The sequence below is a fragment of the Methylobacterium sp. CM6257 genome (assembly GCF_054611515.1).
Map to the genome: position 1 here is coordinate 5,236,499 of NZ_CM137735.1, position 22,833 is coordinate 5,259,331.

At 64.2% G+C, this 22,833-nt stretch carries 20 protein-coding genes and 2 pseudogenes; 6 read left to right on the top strand and 16 right to left on the bottom strand.

Annotated elements, in window-relative coordinates; translation table 11 throughout:
- Nucleotides 1-254: 254 nt before the first annotated feature.
- From ACYCO6_RS25525 to ACYCO6_RS25550, 6 genes and pseudogenes are all read right to left on the bottom strand, one after another.
- Nucleotides 255-428 carry a hypothetical protein gene (locus tag ACYCO6_RS25525; RefSeq protein ID WP_459764515.1) on the bottom strand — a complete coding sequence of 58 codons (174 nt, stop codon included), beginning with the start codon at nt 426-428 and terminating at the stop codon, nt 255-257.
- Nucleotides 429-937: 509 nt separating this feature from the next.
- Entirely contained in the window at nt 938-1,330 is a 393-nt protein-coding gene (locus ACYCO6_RS25530; RefSeq protein ID WP_459764517.1) for a PAAR-like domain-containing protein, read from the bottom strand.
- Nucleotides 1,327-1,755: pseudogene (locus ACYCO6_RS25535) on the bottom strand (DUF2169 domain-containing protein); the annotation flags it as partial. The pseudogene ACYCO6_RS25535 and the gene ACYCO6_RS25530, both read right to left, overlap by 4 nt.
- Before the next feature lie 356 nt (nt 1,756-2,111).
- Complete coding sequence (locus ACYCO6_RS25540) at nt 2,112-2,237, bottom strand: hypothetical protein (RefSeq protein ID WP_459764519.1); 126 nt, start codon at nt 2,235-2,237, stop codon at nt 2,112-2,114.
- Between the two features lie 33 nt (nt 2,238-2,270).
- The gene (locus tag ACYCO6_RS25545; RefSeq protein WP_459764521.1) at nt 2,271-2,591 is read right to left on the bottom strand and encodes a hypothetical protein; all 321 of its coding nucleotides are present in this window, start codon (nt 2,589-2,591) and stop codon (nt 2,271-2,273) included.
- Nucleotides 2,592-2,752: 161 nt separating this feature from the next.
- Nucleotides 2,753-3,268 carry an Hcp family type VI secretion system effector gene (locus tag ACYCO6_RS25550; RefSeq protein WP_459764523.1) on the bottom strand — a complete coding sequence of 172 codons (516 nt, stop codon included), beginning with the start codon at nt 3,266-3,268 and terminating at the stop codon, nt 2,753-2,755.
- Nucleotides 3,269-3,994: 726 nt separating this feature from the next.
- On the opposite strand from ACYCO6_RS25550, the gene ACYCO6_RS25555 reads away from it, so the two are divergent.
- Complete coding sequence (locus tag ACYCO6_RS25555; RefSeq protein ID WP_459764525.1) at nt 3,995-4,981, top strand: helix-turn-helix domain-containing protein; 987 nt, start codon at nt 3,995-3,997, stop codon at nt 4,979-4,981.
- Nucleotides 4,982-5,189: 208 nt separating this feature from the next.
- Nucleotides 5,190-5,579 carry a thioredoxin domain-containing protein gene (locus ACYCO6_RS25560; RefSeq protein WP_459764527.1) on the top strand — a complete coding sequence of 130 codons (390 nt, stop codon included), beginning with the start codon at nt 5,190-5,192 and terminating at the stop codon, nt 5,577-5,579.
- On the opposite strand, the gene ACYCO6_RS25565 is transcribed toward ACYCO6_RS25560, so the two are convergent.
- Nucleotides 5,569-7,017, bottom strand: coding sequence for a DUF1254 domain-containing protein (locus ACYCO6_RS25565; RefSeq protein WP_459764530.1), 1,449 nt, complete (start codon nt 7,015-7,017; stop codon nt 5,569-5,571). The two genes, ACYCO6_RS25560 and ACYCO6_RS25565, sit on opposite strands and share 11 nt — an antisense overlap.
- A 203-nt stretch (nt 7,018-7,220) precedes the next feature.
- On the opposite strand from ACYCO6_RS25565, the gene ACYCO6_RS25570 reads away from it, so the two are divergent.
- Together ACYCO6_RS25570 and ACYCO6_RS25575 are read left to right on the top strand one after the other, a co-directional pair.
- Nucleotides 7,221-7,610 (top strand): MucR family transcriptional regulator, encoded by a 390-nt coding sequence (locus ACYCO6_RS25570; RefSeq protein WP_459773726.1) that lies wholly within the window; start codon nt 7,221-7,223, stop codon nt 7,608-7,610.
- 225 nt (nt 7,611-7,835) lie between these two features.
- Nucleotides 7,836-9,218, top strand: coding sequence for a TadE/TadG family type IV pilus assembly protein (locus tag ACYCO6_RS25575; protein ID WP_459764532.1), 1,383 nt, complete (start codon nt 7,836-7,838; stop codon nt 9,216-9,218).
- Nucleotides 9,219-9,647: 429 nt separating this feature from the next.
- Here ACYCO6_RS25575 and ACYCO6_RS25580 read toward each other — a convergent pair whose 3' ends face one another.
- The 5 genes from ACYCO6_RS25580 to ACYCO6_RS25600 form a co-directional block, all read right to left on the bottom strand.
- Nucleotides 9,648-10,346 carry a glutathione S-transferase C-terminal domain-containing protein gene (locus ACYCO6_RS25580; RefSeq protein ID WP_459764534.1) on the bottom strand — a complete coding sequence of 233 codons (699 nt, stop codon included), beginning with the start codon at nt 10,344-10,346 and terminating at the stop codon, nt 9,648-9,650.
- 77 nt (nt 10,347-10,423) lie between these two features.
- Nucleotides 10,424-11,113 (bottom strand): acetoacetate decarboxylase family protein, encoded by a 690-nt coding sequence (locus tag ACYCO6_RS25585; RefSeq protein ID WP_459764536.1) that lies wholly within the window; start codon nt 11,111-11,113, stop codon nt 10,424-10,426.
- A 407-nt stretch (nt 11,114-11,520) separates the two neighbouring features.
- Nucleotides 11,521-11,715: a hypothetical protein gene (locus tag ACYCO6_RS25590; RefSeq protein ID WP_459764538.1), complete on the bottom strand. Its 195-nt coding sequence runs from the start codon at nt 11,713-11,715 to the stop codon at nt 11,521-11,523.
- Between the two features lie 72 nt (nt 11,716-11,787).
- Entirely contained in the window at nt 11,788-13,074 is a 1,287-nt protein-coding gene (gene oxlT / locus ACYCO6_RS25595) for an oxalate/formate MFS antiporter (RefSeq protein WP_459764540.1), read from the bottom strand.
- Between the two features lie 569 nt (nt 13,075-13,643).
- Nucleotides 13,644-15,272: a long-chain-fatty-acid--CoA ligase gene (locus tag ACYCO6_RS25600; protein WP_459764542.1), complete on the bottom strand. Its 1,629-nt coding sequence runs from the start codon at nt 15,270-15,272 to the stop codon at nt 13,644-13,646.
- A 530-nt stretch (nt 15,273-15,802) separates the two neighbouring features.
- On the opposite strand from ACYCO6_RS25600, the pseudogene ACYCO6_RS25605 reads away from it, so the two are divergent.
- A pseudogene (locus ACYCO6_RS25605) lies at nt 15,803-16,134 on the top strand (TRAP transporter substrate-binding protein); the annotation flags it as partial.
- A gap of 296 nt (nt 16,135-16,430) precedes the next feature.
- Here ACYCO6_RS25605 and ACYCO6_RS25610 read toward each other — a convergent pair.
- The 3 genes from ACYCO6_RS25610 to ACYCO6_RS25620 are packed head-to-tail and all read right to left on the bottom strand — an operon-like array spanning nt 16,431 to nt 20,857.
- Nucleotides 16,431-17,477 carry an adenylate/guanylate cyclase domain-containing protein gene (locus tag ACYCO6_RS25610; RefSeq protein ID WP_459764544.1) on the bottom strand — a complete coding sequence of 349 codons (1,047 nt, stop codon included), beginning with the start codon at nt 17,475-17,477 and terminating at the stop codon, nt 16,431-16,433.
- A gap of 40 nt (nt 17,478-17,517) precedes the next feature.
- Nucleotides 17,518-17,877, bottom strand: coding sequence for a response regulator (locus ACYCO6_RS25615; RefSeq protein WP_459764546.1), 360 nt, complete (start codon nt 17,875-17,877; stop codon nt 17,518-17,520).
- A 49-nt stretch (nt 17,878-17,926) separates the two neighbouring features.
- The gene (locus ACYCO6_RS25620; protein WP_459764549.1) at nt 17,927-20,857 is read right to left on the bottom strand and encodes a response regulator; all 2,931 of its coding nucleotides are present in this window, start codon (nt 20,855-20,857) and stop codon (nt 17,927-17,929) included.
- A 444-nt stretch (nt 20,858-21,301) separates the two neighbouring features.
- On the opposite strand from ACYCO6_RS25620, the gene ACYCO6_RS25625 reads away from it, so the two are divergent.
- Nucleotides 21,302-21,922 (top strand): glutathione S-transferase family protein, encoded by a 621-nt coding sequence (locus ACYCO6_RS25625; RefSeq protein WP_459764551.1) that lies wholly within the window; start codon nt 21,302-21,304, stop codon nt 21,920-21,922.
- A gap of 139 nt (nt 21,923-22,061) precedes the next feature.
- On the opposite strand, the gene ACYCO6_RS25630 is transcribed toward ACYCO6_RS25625, so the two are convergent.
- Entirely contained in the window at nt 22,062-22,820 is a 759-nt protein-coding gene (locus ACYCO6_RS25630) for an SDR family oxidoreductase (protein WP_459764553.1), read from the bottom strand.
- Between the last annotated feature and the right edge of the window lie 13 nt (nt 22,821-22,833).

The following is a 22,833-nucleotide window of genomic DNA, read 5'->3' on the forward strand; positions in this document are numbered from 1 at the left end:
GAAGTGAGCCTTCAGTCCGGAGAGCGGACGACGGATGTCGTTAGCGCTGGATCCTAAAGCCATAAACAGCCACAAAGAAGGATCGTCTCGCTCGTCGGGATCATTTTCCTTCATATAACAACACAACTTATACTTACATCCCAATTCGTCTAAAATTTTTTATTTATCCGGCATTTTAGATCGTCTCAATTTCGAAAATAAATACCGCCAGGCAATTTTTAATGAGTTAACTTATCTGCCGAGATGTTTATGTATTATTTCAGGCACTGCAAGATGGCCGATCGCTTCGATTGTTCCCAGCCGCGCTCGAAATACAGCAACAACAGGACGCCGACGCGCGATCTGATTTTCTGCCGCCGCTTGTCCCGCAGCACCCCTCGGGCCTCGATATCCTTTGGCTCCGATCGCAAGTCACTCGGCATCATCATCGTACTGATCCTTGCACTTCTGAGACCCCGCCTCTGAGGCCTTGCCCCCGTCGGAGCTGCAATCGCAATCCCTGTCGATGTCCAGCCGGATCAGATCAGTTCTTGGATTCAAGCTTTGATCTGCCGCGATGTCTTTGTATGAACCTTATTTCTGCATCTCGGTCAGAGACTTGTCGTCAAATTTCAACTCAAAGATTTTCCAGAGACGCCTGTACTTCCACCAGGAGATATCCGGCCGGGGCGCGCCCCTGATTGGGACCTGGCTCGACGGCATGCCCGGATCCGTCTTGCTCTCCACCATAGATCCCATGCTCATCCTGCTTGTAGCTCACCTCCGGTCGAGGCCCGTCGGCCGCGGGCGCCCTCGGACGGCGAGGTGAACCATCGGGACATTTCGGGCCGTTCGGGTCGTAGTATCTCTCACGCAGCGTCGCCGAGCTGCAGGCCGTGAACACGTATGGGCATCTCCCTCGTCCTTCCGACATAGGCACGCAACCTCGCAGATCTCGTCACAGGCGCTCTTCGTCGCGCCGGACACGTTGACGTCGGCCTCCCTCCGTCCGACCGCTGCCGGCTTTCGCTTCTTCTCCTTCAGAGCTTCCAGCTTGGCTTTGGCCTCCGCGAGTTTCTGCCGGGCGCGGTAGAGCTGGTACCCGCCGTAGACCACAGCCTGTGCCCGCCTCGTCGCCGTGGCACGTGGTGATCAGCGAGCCCAGGTTGTGGGTCCGCTGCGCCGTGAAGCGGACGGTCGGCGTCGTGTTGGCATCGTCCGACTGCCGGGCCCAGATCGTGTAGGGCACCGGCACCATCGTGTCGCCCATCGGCGTCAGGCACACGTCCGGATGGATCGATACCAGCAGACCCTCCGCCGTCGCCCGGCTGCCCTTGCGCGGGATGCTCATGCCGCCTCCTCGAGGCCGGATTCGCCTGACGCCGGCAAGCCGCCTGCACTGCGTGTATCCGCGGCGATGACATCGACTTTCTGGAAGCGCGGGCAGATCTCGATCCCGACGCGGAACGTCACGTCGACCGTCCATGGCGGTTCGTTGCGCATATCGATGTGCAGACCGTCCCAGTTCATCCGCGCGATCACCTCCCGTCCGTCGACCCATTGGAAACGGGCAAGCGGCTCCTCATCGGGCAGTCGGCAATCAGCCTGTCGATGGTCGCGCGCCAGATTGACCGCAGAAATTCGCAGGCCGACTGGAAAATATTTCCGAAAGATCACGTTTGGATGAGCGACTTGGTAGAATCGATACCTGAAGTCGCGCGGCAGATGCGAATGATCGCGTCGCAACCAGCCGTCGTCGAACATTCCAGCATAGTGGAGCCGTTGCTGCTAGGACGGCGGGATCGGACCGAAGCCCACAGGCTCCATTTGCGCGAACGCGTCGGCGACCGGCGCCTCGTTCAAAGCAGATCAGGGCCGAAGAGCAGCCTCGCGACGTGCGCCGGCCGTCGTCCGGATACGGCTGAGGATCTGGTTGGGGCTCAGGTTTTGGATCCCGTGCCGGCTCGATCGGCCGCATCTCCTCCGGCAGCGTCCGTTCCGGCCGTCCATGCGGCCCCATGAACCCCGGCCCGCTGGGCGGCGTGGGCCGGCCATTCGGCAATGGCGCCCTGGGCTGCGTTGAGGGCTCGACAAGTGGGATTTCCTCGATGAATGGCGCTTCGATGAGCGGTTCAACGAAGGCGTAGCGCGTACCGTTCGAGCCCGGCGTCGGGCAGGCCCTCGGCCTTGAACGCGAGGGTGAAATCGTGCTCGAGCGCGCTCAGCGGCTGGGTGATCTCGGCGGGCAGGACGATCATCGGGGAGCCTCGAAGGCGGCGGGCCGGGTCGGCTCAGGGCGTGCAAGCGGAGACGCGCAGGAAGAAGCGGTGCAGCCAGAAGGCGGCGAGCCCCGCGCCCAGGATCAGCCCGAACCAGGAGCGCGGCCGGCCGAAGCCGGCCAGGCCGATCAGGCCGAGCACCGGGCCGAGGGTGAGCGTGGCCAGGAGGATGCGCACCCCGCCCTGGTCCTCGGCCACGGCGCAGAATGCCAGGCCCGGGCGGTCATCCCCGGGCAGGGCAACGATCCACTCGGCCGGGTCGGCGGAGAACACCCGGATCGCCAGGGCAGTGACCCCGGCGGTCGGCACCAGCGCGAGGTCGCGCAGGCTCATAGGCAGCCCCATACTGTTGAGAGCTGGACACGCTCATCCATGCGCGGATCTCCGGACGGGGTCGGGCGCCGGGCTCGGGTGCCGTGGACCGGTCGGCACGGTGCCGCCCGGTCTACGGCAGGGCGCTCGCGTGGGCCTGAGGCGCGCTCAGGCCTTTGGGCTCAGGCCTTGGGCCTGCGCCAGTCGTCGGCGCCGGAGGTGCTGGCGACCGTGTGCTCCCACTCGATCCGGCGGTAGGACAGGGAGACCGCGATCAGCTGGGTGAAGTCGGCGTTGCGCGCGTCCTGGCAGTGCGGCAGCTGGGCGTCGATGTCGATGATGGTCGCGTCGATCAGCCGTGTGGTGAAGAAGTGCTCCTGCTTGCCGGCCGAGCTGGTGCGGAACCACTTGACCTCGACCTTGGTCAGCATCTCGCCCGAGGTGAGCGCGTTGTAGAGCAGCGGCGTGGCCTTGTTCAGCGGCGCGGTGAACTTGAACGGCAGGTGGACGCGCTGGCCCGAGGGCTGGCCGGACTGGGGGTCGCGCGGGATGGTGACGCGGTGGTCGATGGCCTGGACGAGGATCTCGTTCTCGTGACCCTCCTGCCAGATGTTGCCCACGGAGGCTTCGGTGAAGGCGCCCTGGGTGATGTTGCCCTGGGTCGAGCCCTCGATCGCGATATAGGCGGGTGTCGGCATGGTCTCTCCCGGTGCGGCCGGCCCGGGTCGATCGCGTGATCATCCGGGTTGAGGGCGGGAGGATCCCGCCGGCTGCGGCCGTGCACGGGATCCTATGGCAGTGTTCGTGCCAGACTGTGCTTGGACGCGCGAGTTGTGTGCTTGGCTTTGCAAGCGCCTGATCTTGCGAGCGGATCGCTTCAACTTGCTGCTTCGGCGCTCTTCTACTTCGACCACGGGTAGAGAGATTTGGCCAAAAATGGCCGAGGGCTTGGCCAAAAATGGCTGAGCTTCTTGAGTGGGGCAAACATCTGGCAGGACACAGGAAATCGGCTCGGTTCGAACTCGTCCAGATCCAGGAAACGGCTAAGTCATTGGGAACACAGGAAACAGGGTGTTTGGCCAAAAATGGCCGAACCGTCCGGACGGGCGGACGCAGGCCGAAGTCCCACACGAGGTCGCGCCTCGCCGCGTTTCGTAAGCCGACTTTATGCGAAGGGTGGCCAGCCGACTTTGCTCGACCCGCCACAATTTGATTGTCCGACATACAAGCCCGACAGGTTTATGTGCCTGAAAAATCATTGTTTCTCGGACATAAAGCTGGATAGGACAATGTCGGCATGGGGTGGATTTCCACCGGTCCATTTTCGGTTGGCATGCAATGCTTGCATCATTAAATTATATACAATAGACGGGCACCCCTCCAATCTCCGCCATCGTAAGGCGAGCTGTGGGCCAAGACCGCGGATGCAACCGCTTTTCTCGACTGAGGGCCTCCACCCCAGGATCGCCTTCCGCCGATGGCGGGAGATGATGTGCGATCAGATGGTGCCGAACGAGATCCGGAACCTTGACGCTGCGCCGTTCCACGGTCGGATCGAGCTCACCGCGATCGGATCTCTGCCGATCACGCGAAGCGTTCAGAGTTCCACCCGTACCGAAGTGACACCCGAGGCGGTTCGGCGGAACGACCGAGGTCATCGCCTCTACGCGGTCTTCACCCAATCTGGCCGCCATGCCGTCCAGCAGAACGAGCGTGAGGCGGTGGGTCGGACCGGCGATTTCGTCGTGCTCGATCATCGACCGGGCGTGAGCGAGATCGAGACGGGCACCTTCCTGATCCTCGACCTGCCGCGGGAGCGCCTGGAGAGTGTGCTGGGCCCGTCTCAACTGTTCACTGCCCTCGCGGTCGAGGCCAAGCTCGCTTCTACGACGCTCGCGAACACCTACGTCCAGGAACTGATCCGGGTGGGAGATCGGCTCAACCCCAACGGCGCGGCGCGCATGGCGTCGATTGGGATCGATCTGGTCGTGGCCAGTCTCGCCGAACGGATGGCGCAGGAGGTGCCCCGCTCCATTCACGGCAACGCCACGGTCCAGCGCGCCAAGGCCTACGTCGAGGCGCACCTCAGCGATCAGACCCTCGACCCGCCTCAGCTCGCCGCCGCGGTCGGCGTCTCGCTGCGCCGGCTGCAGGAGCTGTTCCACGAGCGCGGCCGGCACATCTCCGACTACATCTGGGAGCGACGCCTGGAGGTGGCGGCCAAGCGCCTGGTCGATCCCGCCTGCGCTCACCTCTCGATCGGCATGTTGGCTTACGGCTGCGGCTTCGCCAGCCAGGCGCATTTCGCTCGCCGCTTCAAGGAGCGCTACGGCATGAGCCCGCGTGAATACCGGCAGGCGCACAGGCAGAACGTGCAGTCGGGCGCGTCCGCTTTCGGCCTGTCGTCCTAGTTAGCTGAGTGACCGGATTAGGTGGAAAGCGGCTGTAGGATACGTATACGAGCTTGCGGATGAGCTAGGAGGCAGCCGCATGACGATAGGCACCTGAACCCAAGGGCGTACCGTCACACGTCGTACCCTGCTCATCGGCGCGATGCTGGGCTCGACGTTCGGATCTGTGGCCGTCTCTGCGCGGGCGACCTCGGTCGAAGATCCGTCGATGGCAGGCCCGCTGGGCGACATTTGGATCGGCGCACCCAATGCCAAGGTGACGTTTATCGAGTATGCCGCCGTGACCTGCACACATTGTGCGGACTTCCACAGCGAGGTCTGGCCCGGCATCAAGGCGCACTGGATCGACACCGGACGGATGCGCTTCGCCCTGCGCGGATATCCGCTGAACCCCCTCGATACCGCCGCCTTCATGCTGGCCCCATGCGCGGCTTGTCGAACGCGTCCCGCGCCGCATAGAGCTGCACCGCCCCCCGGTGCCGGGTCATCGCCACGTAGCATAAGCCTGCGGTCGCTCCGAAGGCTGCCCGTCGCTCCTTCGGCGAGACGCGAGTTCGAAAATCAGCTTGCGGCGGCCGCAACGCCGGCTAGAGCGTAGCGGTGGAGCTACGGATGACCGGCGGTGGTGCCCAGGAGCCGTTCAGCAGGGCGGCTTTCGGCCAGTAGGTGCGTAGCATCAGGATGAAGGGGCCGGCCGGGGCTGGTAGCCAATTGGCCTCCCGCTGCGCACCAGGGCTTTCGTGCTGGATGAGGAGATCGACCGAGCCGTCCGGGTTGGTCTTGAGGTCGTTGCGCGGACTCGCCGAGTAGCGGTTGAGCGGGTTCTCGACGAAGAAGTAGTCCGCGTCGTACATCGTCAACGACCAGAAGCCATCGACGGGCGGCAGCTCGCCGGCCGGGAAGCGCATCACGTACTTCGAGGTGCCTGTCAGCTGGCGTCCCGCCGCGTCGACCTTGGTCAGCGGGTAGACCGCATCCTGAGGCAAGTTGCAGCCAAGCCCGACCGCCGTGATGAAGGCGCGCTGCAGGTAGTCCTTACCGTAGTCGCCGCCATTGGTCGTAAAGGTCCAGCCGTTCACGTGCTGGCCGGTATTCTTCATATGCTCCATGATTCGGGCGAGCGCTTGCCTGGGTGCCTGCTCAACCGCCTGGCGGGCCGCCGGCGGCAGACTGCCTGGATCGAAGGGCTGGCCAGGAACGATGCCGAGCGAGGCCATCTTGGCGACCAAAACCCCATCTGCGAGCGCCGGTGGGTTGTCCCTCATCAGAGTGGCAAGCAGGTTGAAATAGGTCGTCGCATCCATGCGGTTGACCTGCTCGCGCACGGTCATCGTTGTGTCGATGCTCGGATCGACACGCCCCGGAGGCGGCGTGTACGGCTTGCCGGCCGCGCTCGCCGGGATGAGCCGGTACTGGTCCTGAAGCGCGTGCACGGCCCTGTAGTCCTCGGGCGTGCCTGTGCAGTAGGTCCGGCCGAGGATCCAAATCAGGTTGGTCGGCGCCTGGATCAGCGTGGCGCCAGACGGCACGCTGCCGCTCCAGCCGGGTCCGGCGATGAAGTAGGTCTGCGGCCCGGTTCCGGTCGTGCGCTTGCCCGGCACGGCGAAAACGTTCGTCCAGGCGCTCAGCATCGGCATGAGGTAGTAGCGGCCGTCCTCCTCCGGGATGCTGAGAAGGTGGGGCTCGGTCCCGACATCGACGAAGGCGCTGGAGTACAGCGTGTCGGCGTTGGGCGCGGTGACGGCCCGGAACTTCGCGTCCGGATATTCTCGCATGTTGGCGAACTGACCCATGGGTGCGCCCTTGCCCTCAGGCGCGGCCACGTTGGTAAGCGTCCGCCGGGTCATCTCCATGGTGACGAGCGGGTAGCCGTAGATGTAGGCGTCCGTCGCCAACTCCAGCGGATCGGCCACCGCATGGTTACCAATGACCGGCGCGTCCTGGGCGATGGACTGTGCCCGGGCGCGTGGAGGGAGCGCGCCAACGAACGGGATTGCGGCGGCGCCCGCGGCGAAGATCCGTCTGCTGACAGCCATGAGTGCCTCCCACGAGTGCTGCGCCCATGTGCCGGTGAGGCAAAGACGGGATTGATCCGCCGGTCGACGAATCGCGCGGGCGCGACCGTCGAATAACATTCACACCGCGGCAAATCTTGATCGCTTGGGACAGTCGAAACCGGTTTTGGCAGGTCGAGACATGCAGAAGTGAGAGCCCGCAGCCGCGGATGTTCCTAAACCTGATGACATTATGCCCGCCTATATCGGATGTGCCATCTGCAGCCAACCAGACCTCAGCACACCAAAGCACAGCGTCCGCAAACATCTCGAACGTTCGGGTGCCGTCGGCCGAGATGCCGGCGCTGCTGTCCAGCGTACACGTCGCAATCGCCAAGCTAAGCAATGCGCCTGCCTCCTCCGAGCCCGAGCGGGACAGGCCGACGGCGGCGCAGATCCGGAAGGCGATCAGGTGCGACGCGCTGAGCAGCTTCATCGACGGCGAGCCATATAGGATGCTCAGGCACCACCAGCCCAAGCACGGCATGACCATGGCGGAGTACCGCGAGCGCTATGACCTACCGCGCGACTACGCCCGGGAGGACACGCTCACCACCGCATGCGACCATGCGTGACAGGCGCAAGCCTCTGACGTTCCACCGCCCCGACTTCGGTTTAGGCCTATGTGACAGGTCCAGCTGCCTTCCCCGGCGCCTGAACGAATAAAGCCTGGGTCGCGAACCCGTAACGGCTGGCACGAGAGGTCCGTTTCACCTGAGGATGAGGACTCGTTCGCATAAGGGCTGTTAAGCGGTTGCCGCAAGAATGCCGGCCTCTGGCCCTGTCGCCTGGACAAGTAGATGCCGAACGTTCCTCTGGATCATCTGAAGGCCCTCCGCAGCGATCGCCGCGGCGGTGTGGCCCTGATCTTCGCCCTGAGCGCCACAGTGCTAGTCGGTCTGGCCGGCGGCGGCATCGACTATGCGCGCCTCGTCACGCGTCGAAGCGAGCTTCAGAACGCCGTCGATGCCGGCGTATTGGCCGGCGGCAACACGCTGAAACTTGCTGCATCGAGCCAGGCTTCCGTCGCAGGCGTAGCCGAGCAGGCAATTCGCGACGCCGCAAAGCCGTTTCCTGACCGACCCTTCAGCGTCAAGGTAACGGTATCCGATGACAAGACCAGCGTATTCGCGCGCGCCGAGGAGACGGTGAAGCTTACCTTCGGCGGTCTCCTCGGGCTCAGAGCGCAGACAGTTGCGGCTCAAGCTCGGGTCAATGTCGTAGGCAAGATGCGGCTATGCATGCTCGCCCTCGATCCGGGAGCTCCAGGTGCGTTCAACGTGCAGGCGAAAGCACAGGTCACAGCTGACGGCTGCTCACTTTACTCGAACTCGACGAACGCGAAGGGCATGATCGGTGGCGACAGCGCTCTGGCGCGAGCCGATACCATCTGCTCAGCTGGAGGTTTCAGTGGGAGCAAGGCCAACTTCGCACCCACACCGCAGACAGGCTGCCCGGCGATCACGGATCCCCTGAAAGATCGCGCAGCCCCGCAGGTCGGAACCTGCACATCGATCCCGGTTGCAGCAAATTCGAAGGGTGATACGAGCAAAAACGAGATCGACCGATCCATTGATCTGCCTGAGGGCACCTATTGCGGCCTCACCATCAAGGGCAGCGCCGTGGTCAACCTGAAGCCGAGCGCGACGGGCATTTTTGTCATCAAAGATAAGCCGCTCGTGGTGAAAGATAGCGCCACCCTGAGTGGCGACGGCGTCGCCCTTTATTTCGCCGGAGACAAGAGCGGCCTCCTGTTCGACAAGAACACGACCATCAGCCTGCGCGCGCCGACAAGCGGAACAATGGCTGGCCTGCTGATGTCGGAGCAGCGCTCGGTGTCCGATCCGGTCGACCCAGTTCTGGAAGCGACGGACGTGATCTCGGGCAACTCGATCCTGCCCACGCCTCCACCGGCTGGGGCGACGAAGCCGATGCGGACCTACCGCATCATCAGCAACAACGCACGGACCATGCTGGGCACGATCTACCTGCCCGCAGGCCGGCTTGTGATCGACGCTGACAAGCCCGTGGCCGACCAGTCGGCCTACACGGTCGTTGTGGCCCAGCAGGTGAACCTCTACCAGGGGCCGAACCTCTATCTGAACGCGAACTACGATGCGACGAGCGTGCCGGTGCCGAAGGGCGTCGGGCCGCTGTCGGGCAAGCTCCTCCTGTCGCAATAGGCGGGGAAGTGATGCCGAACCTCTGCCGATGACCCGTCGCCTGGGAGCGACACGGTGCCCGCGCCGGACCGCAACGTCGCGCGCAAAGTCCCCAGCTTCGTTAACAGGTTCGCTGCTTTTCTTAACGTGTGCCCGGACCTCAACGGCTCGCCGGTTGCTATGCCGCGCAGCTCGTGTGCGGGACGCGTGGATCCGGCCTTCCCTCGAAGAGATCGGGGCAACCCGGACGGGCCTTCAGCAGCATGTCTGCCTATTCGTCCAAGCCAATAGAAAATAGTTAGGCCGCTCTCGGCCATCTCCTCCCTCCGTCCGGCGCGCCGATAGATCTCCCGAATATTTCGACAGGATGTCTTCAGCTTCCATCCTATGTGTGGAGAGCGCCGGCCGAAACCCGCCACAAGCGACGTCCGACGGCAGCGCGCAGCGGCCTCATCGGCTACTACTAACGAGACTATGCACTGTCTGGCAATGTGTTATTAGATTGGCATGCTGTGAGACGAATTTTCTTAATGGTGTATCTATGTCGTAGAAATAGATATTGGAAATGAATCCGTAAATTGAAGCATCAGTGCTGGTCGGATTGTCGCCGAATACAAACCGATGTTCTGGAACCAGATTGCTGAGAACCATCAGATCGGCAACTCCGCGCGCATAAGCTTCTGCGGGTGTATAGCGGCCGATTCCCTGAAAATGATAACGCCGATGATTGAAATCCCTGGCCTTCGCTATTTGCTCATCCGTCAGTTCAGGGCACGCTCGGCGAAGCGCGTCCCGGAACGTGGGCCAATACCTCTCGTCTTGCCAGCGCGAATAAGACATTACCCAGTACAAATCGTCAAGCGTCCGACGAACCATATGCCCGAGGTCCTGCTGGGGCGGCGTAAGAACATCATCGATGTTCAATTCGTAACGGCCCATAAGGTAAGCTATGATACTATCGCTGTCGCCAATGATCTCCTCACCGTCGACAAGGTAGGGGAGTTGGCCACGTGGCGCGGACGATGCGTCCACGATGTGCTTGTGCGTGAAGGTCAGACCGGCCAATCTCAGGAAGGCGAACACCTTTAGTCCATATCCATTGTTGTCGGCGACTCCGTACAAACCGGGATAAGAATAGAGAGTCATCATGCGCTTTCCCTCCATCGGTGGCTCAGGTTTACCGGACCGATTGCCCGGAAGCAGGCGTCCCAAGCGCCTGCTTTGGCTTAGGATGAGCCAATTCGGAGTGACAAGTCGCTCAGCCGGATGCTCGCGAGTGGGCTGCGACCGCGAAGGAAACTGAGCGGCCCTGATCGTGGAAACACCCAAGTCGCCGAACCAAGCGAGACCCGCGCCCACGCCCGCACTTCGGTAACCTGGGGCGCGCGTCCGCCCCCATCGTCCAGTCGATGCTGCACGACACGGGTTCGCACTGGCCAGCGCCCAGGAATCATTGTTCGGCCCCGAAACCGGAGGTGCGCGAGATCCTCTCCACACGCGGTCATCGCCCTCGCCTCAAAGTCCGGTCCCTCGGTGCCGCCATTCCGCTCGATCTCGAAGTCGGCTCCCTGCTTGGGAATGCTCCACAATGCGCGAGCTCCAGCCACGGAGGCCGGATGATCAACCCAGATGTAGGGCACGCTCACTGAGATGGGTCTGCCGTGCACTTGCACGGCCAGCAGCAACTCATCGTAGGCCAATACTCCGTCTGGCTCGTAAACAGCGAAGGCGGCCCCAACCAAGACGCGTCCAAGCACCGCCATTGGCCGCACATCCCGTGACATGCAGATCTGTGGAAGGCGGGACGCGCTGATCTGCCAAAGCGAGAGGTAGGCTGCGCCGCGCAAATGCCAGGGCGCTGGCGGGTAGCCCACCCCGTCTAAACGCGTCAGGCCGGTTGGCGGCTGTGCAGCCATATCGGCTCGCGGCTCCTCGATCCGGGACCGGAGTTTTGGTCGTCGAAGATTGCTCTACCAAATTGCCACGAGGCGAACGTCTCGAATTTCCGCAATGGGGCCGGGCAAGCCCCTGGAGCGGACGCGAAAGACAGCGCGACAGCTGGGTGGCTTCGATGGCGCCGGCTTCCCAGTCGCGCGCAATGCCGTCGACCTGATCCGCCGTCCGACCATACAGACAATCGCGCCGAAGCCATTCCCACAATATGGGTGTGACCTTGCACCTCGCACGTAAATCGCCCGAGGCCAGATCTCGTCAGCCTAATTGTCCACGACGGTCACGCCACATGGGTGCTGCAGTCTCCCAGGCGAGCGCGGCAGGCCTCGGACCCTGGTGCGCCGCCCTCACGCGGGCTGCACATGCCGATTCATTGCAGCGCGTCCACAGCCAGGCCGAAAACCGGCGAGAAGCCGTTGTAGTCGTCAATGATCGCGACGATTGAGAGGAGAAGCCCAAGGACGCCGACGTAGCCGACGAGCAGAATCTCGCGCCGCTCGCTGGCGGCGATCGCCAGCCCGGCGAAGGGGATGCTCTGAAGAGCGAGCGCGGCGGCGATGTTCATGATCGACTTCGTGAGACAAGGACGGCGGCGCCGGGGAAGGCGCCGCCGCAGGGAGACGAGTGACGATCGCGTTCAGGCAGCGCTGGCCGGCCGGGCGACGAGACCCTCGGCCTGGCCGCTGCCGGAAAGGTAACGCAGGCGCATCGGGCGCAGCACGAAGATGGCGAGCGCGGCGGCCATGACGTTCAGGCCGATGATCAGCCCGAAGACCGCAGTCCAACCGTAGGCAGCCGAGACCATGCTGCCGAATGGCACCAGCATCGCTGCCGTGCCCTTGGCCGTGTAGAGCAGGCCGGCATTGCTGGCAGCGTATTTCGAGCCGAACGTGTCACCGCACGTCGCGGGGAACAGCGAGTAGATCTCGCCGAACACTCCGAAATACACCGCAGTCGCCAGGACGAAGACCATCGGATTGCGGCCGTAGCCGAGCAGCAGGATCACCGCGAAGGCAGCGGTGCTGAAGGCGATGAACATCGTCTTCTCTCGCCCGATCGTGTCGGAGACGAAGCCGAAGAACGGTCGGCCGAACCCGTCGAAGATCCGGTCGAGCGAGATCGCCAGGGTCAGCGCCGCCATCTGCAGGCCGAACAGCGAGACCGGCACGTCGGCGACCTTGAAGTCGTGGGCGATCGGGGCGATCTGCGCCGCCGCCATCAGGCCGCCGGAGGCGACCATCACGAACATCGCGTACATCACCCAGAAGACCGGGGTGCGCACCGCCTCGCGGGGGCTGCGGTCCACCTTGGTCTGGGGCAGGTTGAGTACCTTGCGCTTGATCGGCGCGGACACGCCGGGCTTGCGCAGGAGGAAGGACATCACCACCACGACGGCACCCTGACCGAGGCCGAAATAGAGAAACGCACTCTCGTACCCGCTGTTGGCGATCATCTTTGCGATCGGTACGACCGTTATCGCCGCGCCCGCGCCGAAACCGGCCGCAGTGGCGCCCGCAGCGAGGCCGCGGCGGTCGGGGAACCATTTCAGCGCATTGCCGACGCAGGTTCCGTAGACCGAGCCCGCCCCGATGCCACCCACGACAGCCGCGGCGTAAAGGACGAGGAGCGAGGAGGCATAGGCGTCGAGCACCCAGGCCAGCGCGATCATCACGCCGCCGAAGGCGACCACGACGCGTGGGCCGTAGCGGTCGACGAACCAAGCCTCGATCGGCACGAGCCAAGTCTCGGTTGCAACGAAGAGCGTGAAGGCGAACTGGATCGCCGCTCGGCCCCAATGGTGCTTGGCATCGATCGGATCGACGAAGAGGGTCCAGCCGTACTGCAGGTTGGCAATCATCGCCATGCAGAGGATGCCGAAAGCGAGTTGCCGCCATTTGGCGGCAGGTGGGTCGTGGCGTTCCATCCCAGCATCCTCTTTTCGCGCTGTGCGTCAGGCTCGGCGTTCAGCCGACGCAGCATCATGCAAAAAAATGCCAGGCATGCAATATACCAGGACGAAATGTTGCTCAAAAACGTATGGCTGCCGTCCTGACGGCTAAGCTGGGTCGGAGTGCGGGCTCGGAAGCCGGCAAGGCAATGTTTCTGAATGACAGATCAGCCACGGGCCCGATTGATAAGCTGCGGTTGCCGCATAGTCGGAGCGATCCGAATCAGGGATGATGACCCAGGGTTCGATCGCGACCCGGCGCGATCGAGACGCCCGAATCATCTTCCGCACCGAACTACAAACCGGGCAAAATTCTTGAACTATGCTCTATGCCTATAAAGCTTCTTTCGAAGCAATAATCTAAGCCGCAACCAACGTCCGCTCCTTCAGCTCTGATGCTGAGATCAGAGCGGCGTTCGCGAGAATGAAGAGGCGGGAACCGGAGGCCTTAAGAACTTCCGCCGCGTCGCTCGCGCCGCCGCCCCTTGGCAATGAGCTACACGACGAGAAAGTCGGATACTGGCTGTGTGTTCAATGCTCTGAAACTACTCTATCTCCGGCCACCGATAATCCCGGAATTGCTCCCGCAGCGCCGCCTTCCGAATCTTCCCCGTCGCCGTATGAGCGATCTCTTCCACCAGCACGACGTCGTCGGGCATCCACCACTTCGGGATGCGCGGGCGCATGAAGTCGAAGATGTCGGCCTTGTCGGGAATGCGACCGACCTTAGGCACCACGACAAGGAGCGGGCGCTCGTCCCATTTCGGGTGAGCGATGCCGATGACCGCCGCCTCCGCAACGTCAGGGTGACCGACCGCAAGGTTCTCCAGTTCGATCGAGGAGATCCATTCGCCGCCAGACTTGATCACGTCCTTGGAGCGATCGGTGACAGTCATGTAGCCGTTCGGGTCGACGGTCGCGATGTCGCCGGTGTCGAAGAAGCCGCGGTCGTCCAAGTTTGGTGCGTCGTTCCGAAAATAGGCCTTGGCGACCGCAAAGCCGGCGACCTTGAGATGGCCGACGGTGGTGCCGTCCCAGGGCAGGTCACGTCCCGCGTCGTCCGTGAGACGGAACTCGACCCCGAAGGGCGGGTAGCCCTGCTTCATCTTGAGATCGAGGCGGGCTTCGCCCTCTAAGCCCCTCACCTCCGGCTTGAGCGCGCAGAACGAGCCGACCGGGCTCATCTCGGTCATGCCCCAGCCATGTATCACCGTGACGCGGTGGTCGCGCTCGAAGCGCTCAGTCATGGCGCGCGGGCAGGCCGAGCCGCCGATGAGGACGCGCCGCAGGTGGTTGAGCTTTCCCCCCGTGGCATCGAGGTGCTGGAGTAGGTTGAGCCAAACCGTCGGAACCGCCGCCGTCATGGTGACGCCCGTCTCTTCCAACAGTTCATGAAGCGAGGCGCCGTCGAGCCGTGGGCCGGGCAGCACAAGGCCCGCGCCCGCCATTGGGGCCAGGAAGGCGAGCGACCAGCTGTTGGCGTGGAACAGCGGCACCACAGGCATCGCCACATCGGTACTCTTGAGGCCGATGTAGTCCGGGCTGTTGTTGACCATGGCGTGCAGCACGTTCGAACGGTGCGAGTAGAGCACACCCTTCGGCTTTCCGGTGGTGCCCGAGGTGTAGCACAGGCCCGCCGCCGCGTTCTCGTCGAGGCACGCCCAAGCGAAGTCCGCGTCCGCTTCCGCGATCCACGCCTCGTAGGCGACCGCGTTTCGGAGGCTCGTCTGTGGCATGTGTGCGGTGTCGGTGAGGATGACGAAGCGCTCGATCGTCGGCAGGTTCTCGGCCAATCGCTCGACGAGCGGCAGGAACGTCAGGTCGAGGAGGAGGACTCGGTCTTCCGCATGGTTGACGATGTAGGCAATCTGATCGTCGAACAAACGAGGGTTGACCGTGTGGTAGATCGCGCCGACCCCGGTGATGCCGTACCACGCCTCCAAGTGCCGCCACGTGTTCCAGGCCAGCGTCGCCACCCGGTCGCCCGCCCGGATGCCGTCCCGCTCCAACCGTTTGGCCAGTCGCCGCGCCCGCTCGTGGGTCTCCGCGTAGGTCGTGCGGTGCATCGGCCCCTCGACCGAGCGCGAGATCACGGCCCGGTGCGGGTGCTGGGCCTGGGCATAGTCGAGAATACGATGGATCAGCAGGGGCCAGTCCTGCATCAGGCCAAACATGGCGTGTCGCCCTCCCCTGGCAGCGCGAGCGCGCTCCACCTTCGCGCCGGCATGCAGCCGGGCGGGCAGGCATCGAGGCCAGCCAGCGCCGAACTTAGTGCACTTCGAAGCGCGATGGATCTGGGTTCATGCTTGCGATCGATGAAAGGCGCATCAGGTTGTAGGCTCCGCGTCTGCTTTCGGGCGGTCACCGCGGCTAATCGGACACCCTGCTTCCGACCCCGCCGTAGAAGCCGGTCATCGCGACACCGCGGAAGCGCTTGTTCGTCTCGCCGTCTTTCCGACCAGGGATGTCCAGGCAGCTGCCAAGCAGAGCTCGCCGGTGCGGTTCGGGATGCCAGCCGCGATTGCCTCGGAGCTGGCGCCGAAGCTGGACGTGCCGGTGTTCGGCACGTCCCCTCACCGGACGATTCATCAGATCAAACGCCACGGGCGGCGCGCCACGCATCCGGCGTGACCGGGTGACGATCCCGAAAAGTCCGCGAACGGCGGGGATCGGACGGCGTGCCCGGACCACTAGGGAGTGAAACATGCCAGAGGCGTCTCTCAGCCGCCGCAGCCTCATCGTGGGCGCGGCCACTCTTCCCCTGTTCGGCATCCTGACCCGGCGCGCTTCAGCCGCCGAGTTTGTCTACAAGCTCGCCACCGGTCAGGACCCGACCCACCCGGTCAACCTCCGCGCGCAGCAGGCCATGAGCGTATCCGCGAGGCGAGCGGCGGGCGCCTGGAGGTCCGGCTGTCCCCGGCCAACCAGCTCGGGGGCGACACGGATCTGCTGGCCCAGGTCCGCAGCGGCGCCGTCGAATTCTTGAACCTCGCCTCCTCAGTTCTGGCGACCCTTCTGCCAGTCGCGATCCTGTCGGAGACCCTGATTGCACCCCCTGCAGTCGCTTCGCTGTGATGATGAGAAATCCGCTTGGACCTCTGCCGTCGAACTACCGCTTCGGTGCGAGGCGAACGTCGTTCGAGCAAGTGCAGTACCGTCGAGTATTAGCCGAGTCCGTCACATGTCGAATTGAGCTTCTTAGCGGACGACCAGCGTATTGCACCGCCACAGTGCCACCGAGCGGACGGTTGATCGCGTGCTGGATATACGGCGCTCATCCGCGATGCTGGTAGCTAGAAATGACCTTAATGAGATCTCCAACGATCGGAAATCTAGGGTTCCAGTGACACAAGCGTGCGGCAGTACACCTCGATTTCGCCCTTTCCCTTGAGCGTGACTTTGCCGATCGGCGTGACGGCCCGCTGATCGGCCAAGCGAGCGAAAGCCTCCCGCGACAGGTGAAGCGTGCATCCGTCCCCGAGCCCCGAGAGACGCGCGGCGACGTTGACGGTATCCCCCCAGAGATCGAAGGTGAATTTCGTCCGGCCCACGATGCCGCCGACGACCGAACCGATGTGGATGCCGGCCCGGATCCGCCAGCCCGGCGCGCCCGCCGCCGCAATGATGACCATGTCGGCGGCGCACCGGATCGCCGCCTCGACCGGATCCAGGTGGGGGCGCAGCAGGTTGGCAGTTGCCATAAAGGCGTCGCCGATCGTCTTGATGTTCTCTAGGCCGTGCGCGTGCGCCACGATCTCGAACGCCACCGCCAATCGCTGGATCTCCGCGACGACCACGTCTGGCGTCTGCCGATGGCACCAGGCCGTAAAGCCGACGAGATCGATGAACAGGACTGCGACGTTGTCGAATAGGCGCGGCTTGACCTCGCCAGTCTCCATCAGCTCTGCCACCGCTGACATCGGCAAGATGGCATGGAGGAGTTCGTCGGCGCGCTTGCGCTCGCGCTCGATGGCCCGCAGGTGCGCCATTTCCCGGTCGTGGAAGCGCTTCCTCTCGAGACAAGACCGGATGCGCGCCTCGAGGAGCACCGGCTCGAACGGCTTGGGTAGGTAGTCCTCGGCCCCCAGTTCGATGCATCGGACGATGCTGCCGATCTCGACGAGGGCGGAGATCATCACCACCGGGGTGTGGCGCCAAACCTCGTGTGCCTTCATCCGTTCGAGCACGGCGTAGCCGTCGAGGCCCGGCATCATAACGTCAAGCAGGACTAGATCGAACGGAGCCTCATTGAGCCGATCGAGGGCGGCAAGGCCGTTGGCGGCGCGCACGCTCGTGTGGCCGAGCAACTCCAGCTCCTGCTCAAGAAGGTCGAGGTTGAAGGGCTCGTCGTCGACGATGAGGATGCGCGCTGGCTCCACGGGTCTTCCTCTCTCCGGGGCCGAGCCCGATCGGCTACATTCAGTCGAGCCACCGGCGCAGCTTGGTGAACAACAGATCCTCGTCGATGGGCTTTGTCATGAAGTCGTCGCAGCCGGCCGCCTTCGCCCGCTCTTCGTCGCCGCTCATGGCGTTGGCGGTGATCGCCACGACCGGGATGTTCGCAGTGGCCGCGTTCGCCTTGATGCAGCGCGTCGCCTCCCAGCCGTCGAGGAGGGGCAGCGATAGATCCATGAGGATGAGGTCGGGCTGGTGCGCCACCGCCATTTCGACGCCCGCGGCGCCGTCAACCGCGACGACGAGATCGTAATCGTCCTCCAAGAGCTGCGTCAGCAGATCACGATTGAGCGCGACGTCCTCGACGATGAGAATCCGCTTCATGTGACGTTCCCGGAGGAGGTGGGCTGCCGAGCATGGAGCCCTGGACAGGTCATTGGCTTCTATCGGCCGCGTCGGGATCCGGCAGTGGCAGCGCGCGCTGGATCTCCTGGATGAGGGCGGCGCGGTTGAGCCCCTGCTTGTCGATCAGGCCGAGCACGCGCTCCCGCAGCACGCCGCGCTCCGCCGTGTCCAGGGATGCGGCTGTCAGCACCACGACGGGAATGGTCCGCGCAACCGGATCTGCCTGAAGGGCGTCGAGAAAAGTGAGTCCGTCCATCCGAGGCATGAGCAGGTCGAGGAGGATCACGCTCGGCCGAGCCTGCGCGATGCGCTCCAGTCCGGCGGCGCCGTCCGCCGCCCAGTCGACCGTGCATTGCTCGGAATCCAGCAGCTGGCGGACGAGGTCGGGCACGTTGGGGTCGTCGTCGATCACCAAGATGCGTTCGTTGTCGGGGGCGATGCGCGCCAGGGTGCCGATCAAGGCGTCCCGTTCGAATGGCTTCACGATGTAGTCGGTGGCCCCGAGCCGGAAGCCGAGTTCCTTCTGATCGACGATCGAGATCAGGACGACGGGGATGTCGCGGGTCTGTGGATCGGTCTTGAGCGCGTGCAGCACCTGCCAGCCGTCCGTGCCGGGCATCATGATGTCCAGCGTGATCGCCCGCGGCTGCAGTTCCCGCGCCATCCGCAAGCCGTCCTGGCCGCCCGAGGCACCAACGACGTTGTAGCCCGCATCGGTGAGGTTCTCCTGCAGTAGGTAGACGACATTTGGATCGTCATCGATCGCGAGCACGAGCTTGGACCCCGACCGGGGCGCGGCCGCCGCAGAGGGCGCGGGGGTCGGCGGGCCGGCCCCGATCTCAGGCGCGCCGGCGATCCGCGCCGGGATGCTCAGCGTGAAGGTCGAACCGTGCCCCTCTCGACTCTCGACGTCGATGTGGCCACCGAGAAGCCGGGCCAGCCGGTGGCTGATCGCGAGGCCGAGGCCAGTCCCGCTATGCGACCGGGTCGCGCTGTTATCGACTTGGTGAAACTCTTCGAAGATCGCGCTCAGCGCCTCCGGTGGGATGCCGATGCCCGTGTCGGTCACGGCGAACGCGATGCGCTCGCCGACCGAGCGGACGCGGAGCGTAACCGATCCGGCTTCGGTGAACTTGATCGCGTTGCTCAGGAGGTTGATCAGGATCTGCCGGAGCTTCTCCTCGTCCGTGCGGAGCATCACGGGCGATTCCTCGACATCCCGAACGAGACGCACGCCCTCGCTCTTGATCAGGGGCTCGACCGTCCTGAGACAGAGATCGAGCACCGGCCCCAAGGCGAACTCAGTCGCCTTCACCTCCATCCGCCCGGCCTCAACCTTGGCGAGATCGAGGATGCTGTTGATCAACGAGAGCAGGTGCTCGGAACTCGCCAGGATCTTCTCGAGGTTCTCAAACTGCTTTACCGGCAGGGCATCTTTGGCGCGGCGCATCACCAGCCGGGTGAAGCCGATGATCGCATTGAGCGGCGTGCGCAGCTCGTGGCTCATGTTGGCGAGGAAGCTGCTCTTCGCGCGGCTCGCATCTTCCGCGGCTTCCTTCGCCTGCCGCAGAGCCTCCTCGGCGCGCTTGCGCTCGACCACCCGGCCCAGTTGCGCACCGATATTGGTCATCACCTTGAGGAGGGCCGGGTCCGGGGGGGGCGCGTCGCACGCGAAGAACTCCAAGACCGCGACGACCTCGCGTCCCACCGTCACGGGAAATCCGAAGCCGGCCCGGATCCCATCCGCCGCCGCCGCCGCCGCGCGGGGATCGGCCGGCGAGGACTTGTCGTCGAGGATCCATTCCGGCGCGCCGGAGAGCAGGGCGCGGCCGGCAGGTCCTGTCCCGGCGCCGAGCTGCGTCCCGGCCGTCGCGGCGCGGAACCGGGCGAACCGCTCCGGCGCGTCGCAATGCCAGATGCCGGCCGGCACAAGCGTGCCGCTCCCGTTGCCGGCCACCACGTAGGCGTGCCCGACAGGCCAGCCAGTATGATGCGCGACGCGGTCCAGGCAGAAGCGCACGGCGTCCTCGACTGTGGACGCCTCGTTGGCAGCCGTCGCGGCGGCCTGCAGCAATTCGACGAATGCAGTCTGCTTCTGCAGTGCGAGCTCGGCTTCCTTGCGGGCGGTAATATCGCTCCACGACTCGACGACCTCGACCGGTTCCCCCCTTGCATCGCGCAGCAGACGCTGCTCGTCCCGCACCCAGCGATAGGTGCCGTCCGCGCGCAGGAACCGGTACTCGATGACGTTGTGCCCCTGCTGCAGCAAGTTCGGGAACTCGGACAGAACCCGGTCCCGGTCGTCGGGATGAAGGCGGTCGAGCCAGAACTCCGGCCCGGCCAAATATTCGGCCGGCTCGTAACCCAGCAGGTCGCGCACGTTCTCACTGATGAAGGTCGGCGCGTTCCGTCCACCCACCTCAAAGCTACAGATCATCGACGGGGACGCGGTCAGGAGGTAGGTCAGCCTGCCCTGTGTCGTACGCACGACCTGCTCGGCCTGCTTGATCTCAGTGACGTCCGTGTACACGGCGACGACGCCGCCGTCGTTGGTCTTGCGTTCGTTGACCTGGACCCAGCGCCCATCGATACGCTGATGGAGAAGCGGCCCACTCGGCTCCCGGAAATGGGACATCCGCTCCGCGAGCCACGCCTCGACGGTCGTTCCGTCCCCGCGGACGATGCAGGTTTCGGCGGCGGCGCCGGCGATCGCCTGGAAGCTCGTACCGGGAGCAATCACCGCTCCCAGACCTGGATGGAAATCCCGGAAGTGATCGTTGCAGAGGACGAGACGATTGTCGGAATCGAACAGCGCGAAGCCTTCCGAACTGCTCTCGATCGCCTCGATCAGCTTCCGCTTGGCGACCCCGGCCGCGTCGAGAAATCCCTCGCCCTGGGGCGCGGTGTCGCCCAGACCGGCAAGGTTCTCATGCGGCGATCCGATCTGAGCTTGGGTCATATGTCGGACCGACCTCTCGGCGGTGTATCACTGGTGTCCCGACCGGTCTTCCAAATCGGACACGCGCCACGACCTGTTTTTATTCGTCACCGTTGCATGGCCCAAATTCCGGATCAAGAGAGATGGAAACTGCCTTCGAGCAAGGATATCGGTCGAACGATTTCCGCCGGATCTGATTTTGCCGGATCCAGAACCGGCAACTCACTGCTCGGCCGCTTCCATGAGGACTGAATCGGGCATCAGACTGCGCGGACCTGGCCTACGGGAGCATCGGGCTTGCGGGCGATCAAGCGCCCGCGTGTTCCTCAAGCGTACGACGCTGCCTTTCAAGCACGCGCATATCGTAGACGCTTCGGCCGCCTCGCGTGGCCAGCTCCCCTATATCGTTGACGGTGAAAACATACATGGGGATGACTATTCTCCTTCTGAGTGGATGCACCTGCGATGATCGAGCTGTACGCTTGGAACACGCCCAATGGTCGTAAAATCAGCGTGGCCCTCGAGGAGCTGGCGCTGCCCTACCGGGTCAGGACGGTAGACATCACCAAGGGCGAGCAACTCGAGCCGACCTTTCTGGCGATCAGCCCGAATAACCGCATCCCCGCGATTGTCGATCCCGACGGACCGGACGGCAGGCCCATCTCGGTCTTCGAATCCGGCGCGATCCTGCTGTACCTCGCTGAGAAGACCGGCCGCTTCCTGCCGGAGGACCGGCGGCTGCGCGTGGCCGCGCTGGAATGGCTGATGTGGCAGATGGGCGGCTTCGGGCCGATGCCCGGCCAAGTTCACCACTTCCTGACCGTTGATGAGGCGAACCGAGCGTACGGGCTTGAGCGATACCTCAAGGAGACCCGGCGGCTCTACGGCGTCCTGGACCGCCGCTTGGCACAGGTCGAGTTTGTGGCAGGCCCGATCTCGGTGGCGGATTTCGCGATCCTTGGATGGGTCTGGCGCCACGAGCGCCATCAAATCAGCCTCGACGCGTATCCGCACGTGCAGCGCTGGTATCAGATCCTGATGAGCCGGCCCGCCGTGAAGCGCGGCTTCGAGGTCGCCCTGAGCTGACGCGTGCGCGAATCAAACCTGGTGCGGGACAGCGCGTCCCGGTTTTGCGGCAGACAGGATTGCGGATCCGTTTCGAGGACCGGCGATGGGGCGACGTACCGTCCTCCATCGTCCCGCACGGCCGCCCGAACAACACCGCTCAGAGCTTCACGCCTTCGAGATAGCCGCGGTTCCAGGTGGGGCTGATGAGGATCTCGTTGACACACACGGAGGCCGGCAGGCGGGCGACGAACAGGATTGTCTCGGCGAGATCCTCCGCCTGCAGCATCCGCCCCTTGTCGTCGGCCGTGACGGGAACCGGCCGTTTATCGAGGAGCGGCGTCGCGACCTCGCCGGGGCAGATGCAGCAGGACCGGATGCCGTGTCCGCATTCCTCCTGGTTCAGGCTCTCCGAGAGCGCCACCAGCCCGTGCTTGGCCGCAGAATAGGCCGGTCCCGTCAGCCTGGAGACGTAGCGGCCGGCCCACGAGGAGATGTGGATGATCAGGCCACTCCGCTGCGCCCGCATGGTCGGCAGCACCGCCCGCGACGCGTAGAAAGGACCGTTGAGGTTGACGCCGATTACGGCGTCGATGCCCGACGGCGTGATCTCGCTCCAACCCCGCTGCGGCACGTTGAGACCCGCCGAGTTCACCAGCAGATCGCAGCGCCCGCAGGCGGCATGAACCGCCTCCCAGGCACGCTGAACGTCGTCGGCCACGCCCATATCGGCGGGGGCGATCAGGGCTTCCCCACCCGCCGCGCGGACGAGCTTTGCGGTCCGCTCAAGAGCCTCTCGTCCGCGGCCCGTGAGCGCGACCCGCACCCCGGCATTCGCCAGCGACACCGCCGCCGCCTGTCCGATGCCGGATCCGGCCCCCGTCACCCAGGCGACCTGCCCCGCGATATCGCGCATCATGTCGGTCGATCCT